This is a genomic window from Granulibacter bethesdensis, from assembly GCF_001889525.1.
Taxonomy (GTDB): domain Bacteria; phylum Pseudomonadota; class Alphaproteobacteria; order Acetobacterales; family Acetobacteraceae; genus Granulibacter; species Granulibacter bethesdensis_C.
The window spans coordinates 944,378-959,077 of record NZ_CP018192.1 but is presented as its reverse complement, the minus strand read 5'-3'; the positions used below and the strand labels follow the sequence as shown (position 1 = coordinate 959,077).

Here is a 14,700-nt window from a genome sequence, read left to right as displayed (position 1 = left end):
GCCATGTCCCCTGCGCCCCTTTATACCATTGGCTATGAGAAAACGGCACAGCGGGACGTGATCGAGGCTCTGCTTCAGGCCGGGGTCAAAACACTGATTGATGTCCGGGATCGCCCATTATCCAGACGGGCCGGATTTTCAAAAACCATCCTTGCCAACAGTCTGGCGGAGCACGGCATTTCTTATGTCCACCTCCGCCCGCTTGGCACCCCACCTGAAGGACGGGAAGCGAACAAGAGGCGTGACTGGCCTCGCTTCTGGTCCATCGTGGACGAAAAACTGCTCACACCGGAAGCAGAGATGGCCCTTCAGCAAGCTGCAACACTCGCTGATCAGGCACCGTGCTGCCTGCTTTGTTACGAAACTGATCCTCATATCTGTCACCGGCTGCGCGTTGGCGAAGTCCTGCAAAAACGGCATGGTTTTCAGATGCATCACCTTTTCGCCACCGGGATTGCTTCGTGAGCATGGTTGAACAGTCCTGGTTCGAACGCGCCCGCGCTGCCCACCGGGAGGGCAGGCTCGAAGACGCCGAAAATGCATACCGACAGGCATGGCGGGAAAATCAGTCCGATCCTGCGCCGGCGCATCTTCTGGGTTTGCTGCTAATCGAACGACAGGAATACGCCGCGGCAGCCGCGATTCTGCGGCAAGCTGTAAAACTGGCCCCTCAGGATGGCGCAATCCAGAATACGCTGGCCCATGCCTGCCTAAAGGATTTGCGGCATGAAGAAGCGGAAACCGCGTTCCGCAACGCCCTGCATCTGGAACCGAACCGGCCCGACTATGCGGTTGGCCTGGCCTCCCTGCTGCACGATCTGGGACGCAGTGAGGAAGCCGTCACCCTGATGCGGGGCGTGGTGGCCGCCAGCCCGGGCAATGAAGCGGCAGAGGAAGCGCTGGGCACACTCTGCGCCGCGACGGGCGCACTCGAAGAAGCGGTTCCCTATCTAACCCGCGCCGTCTTAAGGCAGCCCGACAACCCCGATCTGCTGCTGTCTCTGGCCGGCGCCTGCAAGGATCTTGGCCGACCGGAGGAGGCAGAACCACTACTGCGCCGGGCGCTGGCGCTCAGGCCCGGCCACCCGACAACAGAATTCAATCTCGGCTATGTGCTGATGCTGCTCAGCACGATGCAGGAAGGGTACGCGCTTTATGAGGCGCGATGGCACCGTGACGGGCGGCAACCACGTCCCTTCCCCTGCCCCCGCTGGGAAGGGCAGGACACACAGGGCCAGACCATCCTGCTATGGGCCGAGCAGGGCATGGGAGATACACTGCAATTTGCTCGCTACCTGCCGGTTCTGGCCAGACGGCACAGAATCGTCGTGGAGGTGGATCAACCTCTGGTCAGGCTGATCAGGCATATTCCCGGCATTATATCCGTCGTGCCACGCGGTGCGACCCTGCCGCATTACGATCTGCATTGCCCGCTGCTCAGCCTGCCGCATGTGATGAATGACCCCTATATTCGCAACGCAGAGCCGGTTCCCTATCTGTCTGCCTCTTCAGCGGATGCAGCGCAGTGGAAAAACACATTCCGGCAGATACTTTCCCCCCGGCCGGGTGATGCCCTGATCGGCCTTTGCTGGGCGGGCAGCATCCGGGATGATGATGCCGGACACCAGCATTGGAATGCCCAGCGCTCCCTGCCTTTGTCTGCTTTCGCGGCATTTTGCCAACTGCCCGGCGCTCATTTCGTCTCCCTCCAGAAAGGGCCTCCGGCGCAAGAAGCAAAGTACCCTCCCGCCGGGATGAACCTGCTTGATCCAACCGTGCATCTTTCCGATTTTGAAGATACGGCAGCACTGATCATGGCGCTGGATCTGGTGATGACGGTAGATACATCGGTTGCCCATCTGGCTGGTGCTCTTGGTAAACCTGTGCTGATGCTGAACCGTTTCACCACAGACTGGCGCTGGCGCATGCATGGTACCCGCACCGCATGGTATCCCTCCATGCGGATCGTCCGGCAGCCAACACCCGGTGACTGGGAGACGGCACTGGGAGAAGCCCGTTCCATCCTCACCCGTTTTCTGTGCGCTTTCCGGAATGGAGATGCTGATCCCCTTCATGGCTCAATGGAAAGCGGCTCAGCGCCAGAAACATTTCCGGCATGACAACAACGGTCTGGGCGCGGGGATTGAAACGCGCCACGATGAGAACAACAAAGACAGAGATGCAGAGGATAATACACTCTGTGTTCAGAGCAGATAACCAAGCGGAACGCCGGGTGCGGTGACGATGATCCTTCTGATCGACAATTACGACAGCTTTACCTTCAACCTGGTACAGTTTCTGGGCGATCTGGGCGTGACCTGCGATGTGCGCCGCAACGATCACATCACCGTGGAACAGGCCATCGCCCTGCGACCGGAGGCGATCGTGTTGTCCCCCGGCCCCCGCGCACCGGAGCAGGCAGGAATTTGTCTGCCGCTGGTGCAGGCCGCGGCTGAACACACTATCCCGCTATTCGGGGTATGCCTTGGTCATCAGACAATCGGTCAGGCCTTTGGTGGCGTTGTCTGCCGCGCGCCCTATCCGCTTCATGGCAAGACTTCCCCCATTCATCATGGGGGGCAGAATGTATTCTCCGGCCTTCCTGACCCGTTCGAGGCCACCCGCTATCACAGCCTGATCGTCGAGCGGGAGACCTTGCCGGACGTGCTGGAAATTACCGCCGAGACGGAAGACGGTCTCATCATGGGGCTGCGCCATCGCTCCCTGCCGATTTGCGGCGTGCAATTCCATCCGGAGAGCATCGCCAGCCGCCATGGCCATGCCATTCTGGCCAATTTTCTTGCTGCTGCTCGGGGGGAAGCTGTTCCAGCCATCCTGCCGCCGCGTCTTGCCGCCTGATTTTTCCGATGACCTCCTCCCCTGTTCCGGCGCAGACCGATCTGCGCCCCGTTCTGTCGCGCCTCGCCAAAGGTGAACATCTAAAAGAAGAAGAAGCCTTCGCAGCCTTTGATCTGATCATGCGTGGTCAGGCCACATCCTCCCAGATTGCCGCGCTGGTTATGGCCTTGCGTCTCCGTGGGGAAACAGAAGCTGAAATGGGCGGGGCCGTACGGGCATTGCGGTCACATATGATCCCCATCAAAGCACCGGATGGCACTATTGATGTCTGCGGCACGGGCGGTGACGGTGCGGGAACGCTCAACATATCCACTGCCGTCACCTTTGTAGTGGCCGGATGCGGCGTTCCAATCGCCAAGCACGGCAACCGCGCCCTCAGTTCCCGCTCTGGCGCCGCCGACGTTCTGACGGCGCTGGGGGTGCAGATCGACCTCGGCACGGAGCGGCAGGAAGCCATTCTGCATGATGAGCACTGTGCGTTCCTGTTCGCCCCCCATTTTCATCCTGCCCTGCGCCATGCTGCGGAGGCGCGTTCACAGCTTGGCATCCGCACCCTGTTCAACCTGATCGGCCCGATGGGGAATCCTGCTGGCGTCAAGCGGCAGTTGACCGGTGTTTTCGATCCGATCTGGGCCATGCCAATGGCCCGGGTACTGAGAGAGCTTGGCACGGAGACATGCTGGATAGTCCATGGCCTCGGCCTGGATGAATTGACGCTGGCCGGCGAAAGTCAGGTCACCGTGCTGGAAAACGGCATTCTGCGCCAGTTCAGTATAACCCCGGAAGAGGCCGGCCTGCCCCGCGCACCGCTGGATGCCATTCTGGGTGGGGATGCGGACCATAATGCCCGTGTCCTGCAGGCCTTGCTTGACGGAGCCGACGGACCATATCGTGATACTGTCTGCCTGAACGCGGCGGCCGCCCTGATCGTCGCCGGACAGACCGACACGCTGAAAGAAGGGGTAGCCCTTGCCCGCCGATCCATTGATGAGGGATCAGCATTATCGGCCCTGAACAGGCTTCGGGCAGCAACCAATGCAATCCCTTGATCCCTTTGATTTTATCGGGACACTGAAGAAGCCCGTTTTTACTACCGCCATGACGGTGGTATAGGCCTTTTGCTTCTTCATTCGTGCCTGTGACTACTTTCGGAGCCATGATGACAACACTTCCCGCCTCACAGCCGGATCAGACCACGCCAACCGAAACCGGCGCCGCCACGCCCACCGGTTATGATGTGCTGGCTCGTATCTGCGCCGATACCCGCAAGGAAGTGGCGCAACGCAAAGCGTTGCTTTCTAAAGAAACGTTGATCAACCGTATTCGTGATCTGCCTGCCCCCCGTGGCTTTGGGCAGGCACTGAAAGATGCCGTACTTCAGGGTGGCTATGGTCTGATCACCGAGATCAAGAAAGCATCTCCCTCCGGCGGGTTGATACGCCCGAATTTCAATCCGGCCGAACTGGCCAAAGCCTATGAGTTGGGGGGCGCGACCTGTCTGTCGGTGCTGACCGATGGACCGTATTTTCAGGGTGACCCGGACCATCTGATTGCTGCGCGCACCGCCGTATCCCTGCCGGTACTCCGCAAGGATTTCATCCTCGATCCGTGGCAGGTCTATGAAAGCCGTGCCATGGGGGCAGATTGCATCCTGCTGATCATGGCCGCACTGACAGATGACGAAGCGCGAGAATTGGAAGAAACCGCCCGTCATCTTGATCTGGACGTACTGGCTGAAGTCCATGACGAAGCCGAGCTTGACCGTGCCCTGGCCCTTCAGACGGGATTGATCGGCATCAATAACCGTAATCTGAAAACTCTGAAAACAGACCTCTCCACCACCCTGAACATCGCGCCTTTGCTTCCGCCCGACCGGTTTCTGGTCGCAGAAAGCGGCATCCGCACGCATGAAGACATACAGCGCCTGGCAGCAACAGGCGTACGCAGCTTTCTGGTCGGCGAAAGCCTGATGCGGCAGCAGGATGTCACCAAGGCCGTGCGTGAGCTGATAGGCATCGATTCTTCATCTCCTGTCCCACCCATTGCCTGACATGCAGGATAAGCCTTCTCCCCGCCTGACCCATTTCAACGCCGCCGGGGAAGCGGCTATGGTGGATATTGCCGACAAACCGGTAACGGACCGGCAGGGTGTAGCCCGTGGACGGATCACGATGCAGCCATCCACATGGGCGATGATTCAGGAAGGCAGTGCCAAAAAGGGCGATGTGCTGGGGGTTGCTCGGCTGGCCGGGATTATGGCGGTCAAGCGGACGGCTGATCTGATCCCGCTTTGCCATCCGTTGCCAGTCACGGCAATCACGGTTGATTTCCGCAACGATAGACCGGGAGAAGTCGAGATTGAGGTGCGGGTGCGGACCTCCGGACGTACAGGCGTTGAAATGGAGGCCCTGACCGGGGTTAGCATCACCGCCCTGACCATCTATGATATGTGCAAAGCCGTTGATCGCGGCATGACTATCAGCGACATCCGTGTGGTTGAAAAATCCGGCGGCAAGTCAGGTCATTTCCGACAGGATTGAACAAAGATCATGATCCCGGTCGAAGAAGCCCGCACCCGTATTCTGGCCTCCGTCTCCCCTACCATGGCCGAGACGGTCTCAATCGCAGAGGCGCACGGCCGGGTATTGGCTGTCAGTGTGAAGGCGCGGGTGACCCAGCCTCCTCATGATGTTTCGGCCATGGATGGCTATGCGGTACGCTGCGCCGATGCGGTGGCGGGAGCCAGACTGACCGTCATCGGCGCGGCTCCAGCCGGACATCCCTTCAGCGGCACCGTGGAAGCCGGTCAGGCAGTTCGTCTTTTCACCGGCAGCGTCGTTCCACAAGGCTCAGATACCATTCTGTTGCAGGAAGAAGCGCAGCGGCAGGATGACATCGTTATTCCTGCCGAGACCATACGGCCTGATCGCCACATCAGACGGCAGGGACAGGATTTCACCACAAATCAAACCGTGCTGGAATCAGGGCATATCCTGACAGCGCGGGATATTGGTCTTGCCGCTGCCGCCAATATTCCCTGGCTGACGGTTCATCGCCGCCCTCGCATTGCGATACTGGCAACCGGCGATGAAATCGCACTGCCCGGGGAGTCGGTACCACCGGGTGGGATCGTCAGCTCCAATTCCCACATGCTGGCCGCCATGATCCGTGCAGCTGGCGGAGACCCGATCCTGCTACCGCTCAGCGGTGATGACAGCGATACCATCCGCGCCCGTGCAGAAGCCGCCACAAAATCCGATCTGCTGATCACCATCGGCGGGGCCAGTGTGGGCGATCATGATCTGGTACGCTCTGCACTGGGGGAGCGCGGGCTGACGCTGGATTTCTGGAAAATTGCCATGCGACCGGGCAAACCGCTGATGCACGGAAAACTGGCCGGAACACCTTTGATCGGTCTGCCTGGCAACCCCGTCTCGGCTTATGTTTGCGCCCTGCTGTTCGTGCTGCCTGCATTGGAGGTGTTACGCGGTCTGCCTGCTTCTCCCTTGCGGACACAGCCGGCACGACTGGTGGCCCCCTTGCGAGCCAATGATCATCGCACCGACTTCATGCGCGGGATCATAACGCAGACGCAGTCCGGTCCGGTTGTCGAATCCTTTCCTGTGCAGGATTCTTCAATGATCAGCGCCCTGGCACGGGCCAACGCGCTGATCATGCGTGCGCCCCATGCGCCACAGGCCGCAGCAGGAGAGATCGTGCCAGTCCTGCTACTGGATAGTGCCGGATTATAAAGGACGCTTGACGCGACAGAACGAACTTATGTAGAACATCTTTGTTGCTTGTTTGTTCTTTTGTGCGCTTTTTCCTTTCGGAACGGTCTTGAAAGGCCTTCTGCATGCTGACACGCAAACAGTATGAGCTGTTGCTGCTCATTGATGGTCATCTGCGTAAAACAGGCTTTTCCCCCAGTTTTGAGGAAATGAAAGCGGCCTTGAACCTGAAATCCAAATCAGGAATTCACCGCCTTATTTCAGCTCTGGAAGAACGCGGCTTCCTGCGCCGCCGCCATCATCGCGCCCGTGCGCTGGAGGTGATCCGCATGCCGGAAGCCGCCAGCATGCCGGTGCCGAAAACAGCCCCTTCGGCTCCGTCCTTTGCCCCTGCTCCCGCCTTTACACCGAACGTCATTCAGGGAAGTTTCTCCAACCGGATCGCGGGGGTAAGGGCGGCTCAGGATGCCTCGGCCGTACAGCTTCCGCTTTACGGACGCATTGCCGCCGGTATGCCGATTGAGGCATTGCGGGACACCAGCGCCTATCTCAGCGTGCCCATCGATATGCTTGGCAATGGAGAACACTACGCACTGGAAGTTGCTGGCGATTCCATGATCGATGCCGGTATTTTCGATGGCGATACAGTGATTATCCAGCAATCGGACCTTGCCGAAAACGGGCAGATCGTCGTCGCCCTGATCGATGATACTGAAGTCACACTCAAGCGCCTGCGGCGACGCGGCAAGTCGGTGGCCCTGGAACCAGCGAATGAACGCCATGAAACCAGAATTTTCCCGGCTGATCGCGTGCGGGTTCAGGGAAGGCTGATTGGCTTGCTTCGCCGTTACTGAGGGATCATCTCATCAGTCCGGGCCAGCGGCGCTTTCCACTGGCCCGGGCTGGTATCAGGTGGTGGCTGCACCCATGGTCGGTCCCCGCGCCATGCCCGGTCTGTCAGCACAGAGATCCTGCCGGGCCTGAACCATACCGCAATGCTGCCCTCCTCTCGTATCTGCGACAGGGAGATCACGGGCTGATCCCGACACTGGCTGCTCCAGCCATCCAGAATGACGGCAAGCGCCCCGGGCTGGCATATCTCCGTGCCCTCTCCCGTTTTCAGAAAGACCGCCGGGGCGCCTGACACCGGTGTGACGAGACAGCCGCTCTCACCACATCGCGCCATGTGCGTGGCAAGACGCCCCGCCACGGAAAGCGGTGTAAAATCCTTCACTCCCCAATAAGCCTGCCATGCCTCCGTCAGCAGGGGCGAACTTCCTTTATCGAAGGCAAAAACACGTAAACCGGCTTTGACAGCGACCATACGTGCATCCGCTGATATCAGGAGGTCGGCAGGCACAGTCAGTCCGATAGACGCTATCCCGGCCATCATCACGGGCACGCCGCACAACCGGACACGACCACGCCAGAAGCAAAGCCAAATCAGCCCGGCACTGATCATGAACAATCCCCAGCCTGGCATTGGCGGTACAGCAAGGACGGCAGCCGGCAAGGCTGCGACCAGTTTCGCAACGGTCAGGATCAGCCAGATTCCGATTCCCATAACAACAAAAACGGGTCGATCAAGGCCAAGCGGCATCAATGCCATGGCCAGCAGACCGGCAGGCATGACCCAGAATGCCATCAGCGGCACTGCGATCATATTGGTCGCCACGAAATAAAGCTGGAGCTGCCCGAAATGATAAATTCCATACGGTGCCGATGCAGTGCCCGCCAGCAAGCTGGTCAACGCCACCGCCGTCAGATGATGGAGCACACGCCGCCCGGCCAGACTGGCCAGCCACGGTCCCAGCGCCTCATATCCGGCTGCCAGAGCCATCACGGCAGCAAAGCTCATCTGGAAGCTGACACCGGTGACTTCATACGGCCAGATCAGGACAATCACAGCCGCGGCAATCGCCAACCCTCGCATGGACAATGCCCTGCGCCCCAGAAACAGAGCGAGACAGGCAATCATCGCCATCACCGCACTGCGTATGATCGGCACATGCAACCCTGTCAGCGCCGCATAGGCGAACCCTGACAGCAATGAAGTCGAGGCGGCAATCTGTCGGCATGGCCAGAACAGCGCCGTATATTCACACCGGGTCAGCAGCCAGCGCGTCACGGCAAAGATGGTCCCCATGACAATCGCGATATGCAGACCCGCAATGGCCAGCAAATGAGCCAATCCCGTATCCCGAAACAGAATACGGATGGATTGCGGAATGGAAGCAGTATCCCCGGTCAACAAAGCCGTTGCCACCGCCCCCTCACTCCCCGGCAAGGCTGTGCGAACGTGATCGGCGATACTTTCCCGCACTCTGGCCAAACGGATCGAGACCGCATCCTGCCGCAATGCCAGATGCGAAACAGGAGCCAGAGCAAAACCGAAAGCCCCCATCCGAGAGAAAAATGCGTCTCTCTGTCGATCCATCGCGCCCGGATAAGCAGGCCATGGTGGCGGTCTGAGCAGCGCCCGCACCGATATCCTGTCACCTGACTGCAGGCGCGTATGGTCTCCATCCCGCACTCTCAGCCGCACCGAACGCTGCCAATGCGTCACCCCATCCAACAAGGGAGCGGCAACAACAATCCTGCGCCAGTCTGGTCCAGTCTCAACCTCACTCACAATCCCTTCCACGATCACGGCCCTGTTTGGCACGGGCTCCAGCGGCAGAGCGGTCAGAGTGGCGTGTTGCCCTGCGCTCCATCCGAGGGCCATCGCCAGCCCCATACCAGCCACCGCGCGCAGGATCGGGCGTAACCAGCCTGCTACAAGCAGGCAGGTCATCAGTCCAAGAGCAGCTAACCCCATCCATACCGGCGGCTCTGTTGGAGCCAGAAAATACAGATAATCCCCGGTCACCATGCCGACCGGCAGCCACAGGGAAAAGCGCCCGAACTGCTGACCGGCCAACACCCCGGCAGCATCCCGCGCACTCTGACTGGCCCGGCGGAGATAAATCAGTGGCTGCACTGCAATCGGCTATGAAATATGCGAATGGAAAGGTTACGCGGGTTTGCACTCCCTGACCACGCACAAGCATGTTAGAGGCGGTGACATGACCATTCGCACCCGTTTCGCGCCCAGCCCGACCGGCCTTCTGCACGTCGGCGGCGCCCGTACCGCTCTGTTCAACTATCTGTTCGCCCGCCACCATGGCGGTGAATACCTGCTGCGGATCGAGGATACTGATCGCGCGCGCTCCACCCCTGAAGCGGTGCAGGTCATTCTGGACGGTCTGGCCTGGCTTGGCCTGTCACCGGATCAGGAGCCGGTTTTCCAGTCCACCCGGGAGACACGTCATACTGAAGTCGCTCACAGCCTGCTGGAACGCGGTATGGCCTATCGCTGCTTTCTCTCACCGGAGGAATTGCAAGCCCAGCGTGATCAGGCCGCCGCTGACAAACGCCCGCTGCGGATCGTCAGCCCATGGCGCGACCGCGACCTGTCCGAAGCCCCGTCAGGGATTGCTCCGGTCATTCGTCTCCGCGTACCGCAGGAAGGCGAAACCGTGGTCGATGATCTGGTGCAGGGACCGGTTCGTGTCGCCAATGCCGAGCTGGATGACATGATCATCCTGCGCAGCGATGGTACCCCCACCTATCTGCATGCGGTAGTTGTGGATGATCACGATATGGCCATCACCCATGTCATCCGCGGTGACGACCATCTGACCAACACATTCCGGCAGGTGCAAATCTTCAAGGCTCTCGGCTGGGATCTGCCGCGGTTTGCCCATATCCCCCTGATCCATGGCGCCGACGGAGCAAAACTGTCGAAGCGCCATGGCGCCGTCAGCGTGCTGGAATTCGAACGCGAAGGTTTCCTGCCTGAAGCCCTGTGCAATTATCTGCTGCGTCTGGGCTGGGGACATGGAGATGCGGAAATTCTCTCCCGCGATGAGCAGGTTGTCCTGTTTGATCTGGACGGGGTGGGCCGTGCCGCCAGCCGGATGGATTATGCCAAGCTTACTCATCTGAACGGCGTTTATCTGCGGGAAGCCGATGATCAGCGTCTGACCGCTGATCTCTGCCGCCGTCTGGAACTTTCCCCTGACAGCGATGCCTCCAGCCGGATTAGGCGGCTGATGCCGAAGCTCAAGGAACGGGCGCGGACATTGGTGGATCTCGCGGAAAGCGCCCGCTTCGTCATCGAACGCCCCTCCGGCCCGAAAGACGCGAAAGCGGCGGCTCTGCTCTCCGATGAAGCACGCGGCTGGCTGCGCGCCCTGCTGCCGCAATTGCAGGCTACCGATTTCTCAGCCGCCGCGGTGGATCAGGCCCTCCGCGCCTTCGCCGAGGAACACGGGCTGAAACTCGGCCAGATCGCCCAGCCGCTGCGGGTTGCCCTGACCGGTGGCACCACCAGCCCGCCCATTGATGCAACGCTGGAAGCTCTTGGTACCTGTGAAGTCACTTCCCGGATAGAAGCCGTATAACCAGCCTGACGACAGGCTCGTGAAAACAAAAACCGCTTTCACCCGATCAAGGTGGAAGCGGTTTTTTGCAGTCATAAGCGGCGAATTTCTTATTCTGCCGCCACAGCCATCACGTGTGTCTGCACGGAGGCCAGCTCAGGATTGGGGCGGTCATCCCATTCGCCATTCCATGCCTCGAACACCACAGGGACGGATTTCGATGTGGGTGTGTTACTGCGCAAAGCACGACGCTTTGCGGGGATCAGCGGGTTGGTCTCCGGATAGTAAGCCGCACAGCATCCGGCCGGAATATCGTAATCTACCAGACGGAAACCGCCGACACGCCGTTCCAGTCCGTCTTCGCTGACGGTGCGCATCGCAACGATGGCCCCTTCCTCGAAACCCAGCCGCTCACGGTCGGCCGCATTGATGAACACCACCATGCGCTGACCGAACACACCGCGATAACGATCATCCAGACCATAAACCGTGGTGTTATACTGATCGTGACTGCGGATTGTGGCCAGTTCCAGCACATCCTCCCGATCCTGAGGCATCTCATTTTCATCGATGCCTTCATGCACCAGGAAATTCGCCTTGCCGTTCGGCGTATTCCACTCACGGTAATCGACCGGAGAATACAGACGGAAGCCACCTGGTTGACGGATTTTCTGGTTAAAGCCGGTGAACAGTTCCGGCATCACCGCTTCAATCGCGTCACGGATACGGTCATAATCCTCACTATACGACTGCCACGGAATATCGTAACGCCCCTTCAGCGTTGCCTGAGCAATACCGCAGATAATAGCGACTTCCGAGCGCAGATGCTCCGAGGCCGGCATGTTCAGGCCACCCGAAGCGTGGACGTTGGACATCGAATCCTCCACCGTCACCATCTGCGGACCTGAACTCTGGAAATCGATTTCAGTACGGCCAAGGCAAGGCAGCAACAGCGATGTATTGCAAACCACCAGATGACCGCGATTGAGTTTTGTGGCGATCTGCACGTTCAGGTCAAGGCGACGCATCGCCTCCGCCACACGCTCCGTATCTGGAACAGCGAGGCTGAAATTGCCGCCAAGGCCGATGAAGGCCCGTGCATGACCTTCGAACATCGCGTCGATGGCCTCTCCGACATCGTGGCCATGCTCACGCGGCGGATTAAAGCCGAATGCGCGCTGCAACGCATCCAGAAAAGCGGGTTTCGGTTTTTCATAGATCCCAACTGTGCGATCACCCTGCACGTTGGAATGGCCGCGCACCGGGCAGGCACCAGCTCCGGGCCGCCCCATATTCCCGCGCATCAGCAGCAGATTGATGATCTGCTGAATATTGGCGACGCCGGTACGGTGCTGGGTAATACCCATCCCCCAGACAGCAATGCAGCTTTTGGCCTGAATATAAATGGACGCGGCTTCCTCGATCTGCGCCCGGCTCAGGCCGCTGGCACGCTCGATTTCTTTCCAATCCGTCGCACGGATATCGTCCTCGACCGCTTCAAAACCATGGGTGTGGGTCTCGATGAACGCGACATCCAGCACACGCGGTTGACCGGCGGCACGGGCAGCATCATCGGCCTCCAGAACCACTTTCATGATGCCCTTGACGGCGGCCATGTCACCGCCGATGCGCACCTGATAATAATGCGAACTGATCGACACCGGCTTGAGCAGATCACCCAGATGCTGCGGAGACGCAAAACGCTCCAGCGACCGCTCCCGGATCGGGTTGAAGGAAACGATCTTCGCCCCCCGCTTTGCGGCAGCGCGCAGATCATTCAGCATGCGCGGGCTGTTGGTTCCTGGATTCTGGCCGAAAATGAAAATGGCCTCGGCTTTTTCAAAATCGTCGAGCTGCACAGTGCCTTTTGCAACGCCGATACTGTCGGGCAGCGCCACGCTGGTGCTTTCGTGGCACATATTGGAGCAGTCGGGGAAATTGTTGGTTCCGTAAGCCCTTACGAAAAGCTGAAACAGAAACGCAGCTTCGTTGGAGGCACGGCCCGAAGTATAAAACTCGGCCTGATTGGGGTCGGGCAAACGGTTCAGAGCATCTCCAATGGTCCGGAATGCATCCTCCCAGGAGATCGGCATGTATTTATCGGTAGCCCGGTCATAGATCATCGGGTGGGTCAGACGACCAGCATCTTCCAGTTCATAATCGCTCCAGCCGAGCAGTTCCGTCACAGTATGCCGTGCAAAGAAATCCAGCGTCACACGCTTCTTGGTAGCTTCCCAGGCAACCGCTTTTGCCCCATTTTCACAATACTCAAAAGAGCTGGTGTGCTTCGGATCAGGCCAACCACACCCTGGGCAGTCGAACCCTTCCGGCTTGTTCATCGACAGCAACGCCTTGTTGCCGCTCAGGAAAATCTTCTGGCGGCAAAGATGCTTTTCCACAGCCTCAAGCGCACCAATGCCTCCGGCTGGTCCGTGATACGGTTTGATCTTTGGCTTGGCCGCCATGCTCAATACTCCTCACGATGCCGCACCGGATGGATGCTGGCGGCTTTGCAGCGGGATAGGCGTGAAAGCGCACATGCTGCGCTGCACCAATACCGATTTAGTCCTGCACGCTGTTGAGGAGTAGACAGCAATCAGGCATATAATTTTTGCGTAATCTGCAACAATCCCGTATGGCTTTCCATAAACCCCGTAAGGCCACGCCATGGATATGCTGGCAACCATGCAGATGTTCGTCCGGGTCGTTGAATTCGGCAGCTTCTCCCGAGCGGCAGGTGTTACGGGAGTCCATATCTCTGCCATTTCACGTGGCATTGCGTCGCTCGAGGAAAATCTCGGGGTCGATCTGTTTCATCGTAGTACGAGACGAGTCCATCTGACGGAACCAGGGCGTATTTTCTATCAGCATGCCCGTAGCGTGCTGCGGGAGGTCGAAGAAGCCCGCGCTGCCGCCTCAGCCCAGCAAGGGCATCCGCAAGGACTGCTTCGTCTCGCTTTGCCAGATGCATTCGCCCGGCTGCATATCGTACCGCATATGCCGGAATTTCTGGCAACCTATCCGGATATCAGACTCGACATGTCCTTCAGCGATGTGCGGGTTGACCTGATCGCGACCGGAGCCGATGCAGCCATCCGGATAGGTCCCTTGCTGGACTCATCGCTGATCGCCCGCAAGCTGGCACCGCACCGGCGGATTATCTGCGCCTCCCCGGATTATCTCGACCACCGCCCTGCTATCCGCCATCCCGAGGATCTGGTGCAGCACAACTGTCTGATTTATTCGCTGCAACCTTCCGGGAACTGGTTTTTTCATCATCCGATCAGCGGCGAAGAACTGGCCGTTCCGGTTCGCGGCTCCATTCGTGCTGATGATTCCGAGCCTTTGCGTGGCTGTGCTTTGTCCGGGCTTGGTATTGTGCTGCTGCCGACATGGCTGGTTGGCAATGATCTGCGCTCCGGGCGGCTGTCTCCCGTGCTGCCAGACTGGAATGCCATGATCGCGACCCAGCCCAGCGGAATTTTCGGCCTTTATCCTCCGCATCGGCAAGTGCCGCCGAAAATCCGGGCTTTTCTGGATTTTCTGCAAACCCGTTTCGGGCGGCCACCTTATTGGGAGCAGGAACTGGACGAGCCTGACAGCCACGCAGCTTCCTGAACAGCCTTACCTCCCCCCACTAGCCCCGCTGCGCTGGGGGGGATAATCTGCGCCGTTTTCAACCGACC

12 protein-coding genes are annotated in these 14,700 nt (G+C 59.2%); 10 read left to right on the top strand and 2 right to left on the bottom strand.

Features of this window, described 5'->3' with window-relative positions:
• Positions 1-3: 3 nt before the first annotated feature.
• From GbCGDNIH6_RS04270 to lexA, 8 genes are all read left to right on the top strand, one after another.
• A complete protein-coding gene (locus tag GbCGDNIH6_RS04270) occupies positions 4-465 on the top strand; it encodes a DUF488 domain-containing protein (protein ID WP_072562963.1) in 462 nt (153 codons plus the stop codon).
• A 2-nt stretch (positions 466-467) separates the two neighbouring features.
• A complete protein-coding gene (locus GbCGDNIH6_RS04265; protein WP_072562962.1) occupies positions 468-2,120 on the top strand; it encodes a tetratricopeptide repeat protein in 1,653 nt (550 codons plus the stop codon).
• 124 nt (positions 2,121-2,244) lie between these two features.
• Entirely contained in the window at positions 2,245-2,859 is a 615-nt protein-coding gene (locus tag GbCGDNIH6_RS04260; RefSeq protein WP_072562961.1) for an anthranilate synthase component II, read from the top strand.
• Between the two features lie 8 nt (positions 2,860-2,867).
• A complete protein-coding gene (gene trpD / locus GbCGDNIH6_RS04255) occupies positions 2,868-3,908 on the top strand; it encodes an anthranilate phosphoribosyltransferase (protein ID WP_072562960.1) in 1,041 nt (346 codons plus the stop codon).
• 107 nt (positions 3,909-4,015) lie between these two features.
• Positions 4,016-4,909, top strand: coding sequence for an indole-3-glycerol phosphate synthase TrpC (gene trpC, locus GbCGDNIH6_RS04250; RefSeq protein WP_232449963.1), 894 nt, complete (start codon positions 4,016-4,018; stop codon positions 4,907-4,909).
• 1 nt (position 4,910) lies between these two features.
• On the top strand, positions 4,911-5,399 hold the full coding sequence (gene moaC / locus GbCGDNIH6_RS04245; protein WP_072562959.1) for a cyclic pyranopterin monophosphate synthase MoaC: 489 nt from the start codon (positions 4,911-4,913) through the stop codon (positions 5,397-5,399).
• A gap of 9 nt (positions 5,400-5,408) precedes the next feature.
• Positions 5,409-6,611: a molybdopterin molybdotransferase MoeA gene (locus GbCGDNIH6_RS04240; protein WP_072562958.1), complete on the top strand. Its 1,203-nt coding sequence runs from the start codon at positions 5,409-5,411 to the stop codon at positions 6,609-6,611.
• A 104-nt stretch (positions 6,612-6,715) separates the two neighbouring features.
• Complete coding sequence (lexA, locus tag GbCGDNIH6_RS04235) at positions 6,716-7,444, top strand: transcriptional repressor LexA (protein ID WP_072562957.1); 729 nt, start codon at positions 6,716-6,718, stop codon at positions 7,442-7,444.
• On the opposite strand, the gene GbCGDNIH6_RS04230 is transcribed toward lexA, so the two are convergent.
• Entirely contained in the window at positions 7,438-9,570 is a 2,133-nt protein-coding gene (locus tag GbCGDNIH6_RS04230; protein WP_081369961.1) for a ComEC/Rec2 family competence protein, read from the bottom strand. The genes lexA and GbCGDNIH6_RS04230 overlap by 7 nt on opposite strands.
• An 85-nt stretch (positions 9,571-9,655) precedes the next feature.
• Here GbCGDNIH6_RS04230 and gltX point away from each other — a divergent pair, with 85 nt between their 5' ends.
• Positions 9,656-11,035 carry a glutamate--tRNA ligase gene (gltX, locus tag GbCGDNIH6_RS04225; RefSeq protein WP_072562956.1) on the top strand — a complete coding sequence of 460 codons (1,380 nt, stop codon included), beginning with the start codon at positions 9,656-9,658 and terminating at the stop codon, positions 11,033-11,035.
• Positions 11,036-11,124: 89 nt separating this feature from the next.
• Here gltX and GbCGDNIH6_RS04220 read toward each other — a convergent pair whose 3' ends face one another.
• Entirely contained in the window at positions 11,125-13,479 is a 2,355-nt protein-coding gene (locus GbCGDNIH6_RS04220) for an FdhF/YdeP family oxidoreductase (protein ID WP_072562955.1), read from the bottom strand.
• Between the two features lie 202 nt (positions 13,480-13,681).
• Between GbCGDNIH6_RS04220 and GbCGDNIH6_RS04215 the strand changes: the two genes are divergently transcribed.
• Positions 13,682-14,632 (top strand): LysR family transcriptional regulator, encoded by a 951-nt coding sequence (locus tag GbCGDNIH6_RS04215; protein WP_072562954.1) that lies wholly within the window; start codon positions 13,682-13,684, stop codon positions 14,630-14,632.
• Positions 14,633-14,700: the final 68 nt, after the last annotated feature.

What these genes read in the sequence shown, in the direction of transcription:
- GbCGDNIH6_RS04215 (WP_072562954.1), top strand. Translation starts at nt 13,682, where the DNA reads ATGGATATGCTGGCAACCATGCAGATGTTCGTCCGGGTCGTTGAATTC.
- GbCGDNIH6_RS04270 (WP_072562963.1), top strand. Translation starts at nt 4, where the DNA reads ATGTCCCCTGCGCCCCTTTATACCATTGGCTATGAGAAAACGGCACAG.
- GbCGDNIH6_RS04265 (WP_072562962.1), top strand. Translation starts at nt 468, where the DNA reads ATGGTTGAACAGTCCTGGTTCGAACGCGCCCGCGCTGCCCACCGGGAG.
- lexA (WP_072562957.1), top strand. Translation starts at nt 6,716, where the DNA reads ATGCTGACACGCAAACAGTATGAGCTGTTGCTGCTCATTGATGGTCAT.
- GbCGDNIH6_RS04240 (WP_072562958.1), top strand. Translation starts at nt 5,409, where the DNA reads ATGATCCCGGTCGAAGAAGCCCGCACCCGTATTCTGGCCTCCGTCTCC.
- GbCGDNIH6_RS04220 (WP_072562955.1), bottom strand. Translation starts at nt 13,479, where the DNA reads ATGGCGGCCAAGCCAAAGATCAAACCGTATCACGGACCAGCCGGAGGC.
- trpD (WP_072562960.1), top strand. Translation starts at nt 2,868, where the DNA reads ATGACCTCCTCCCCTGTTCCGGCGCAGACCGATCTGCGCCCCGTTCTG.
- gltX (WP_072562956.1), top strand. Translation starts at nt 9,656, where the DNA reads ATGACCATTCGCACCCGTTTCGCGCCCAGCCCGACCGGCCTTCTGCAC.
- trpC (WP_232449963.1), top strand. Translation starts at nt 4,016, where the DNA reads ATGATGACAACACTTCCCGCCTCACAGCCGGATCAGACCACGCCAACC.
- moaC (WP_072562959.1), top strand. Translation starts at nt 4,911, where the DNA reads ATGCAGGATAAGCCTTCTCCCCGCCTGACCCATTTCAACGCCGCCGGG.
- GbCGDNIH6_RS04260 (WP_072562961.1), top strand. Translation starts at nt 2,245, where the DNA reads ATGATCCTTCTGATCGACAATTACGACAGCTTTACCTTCAACCTGGTA.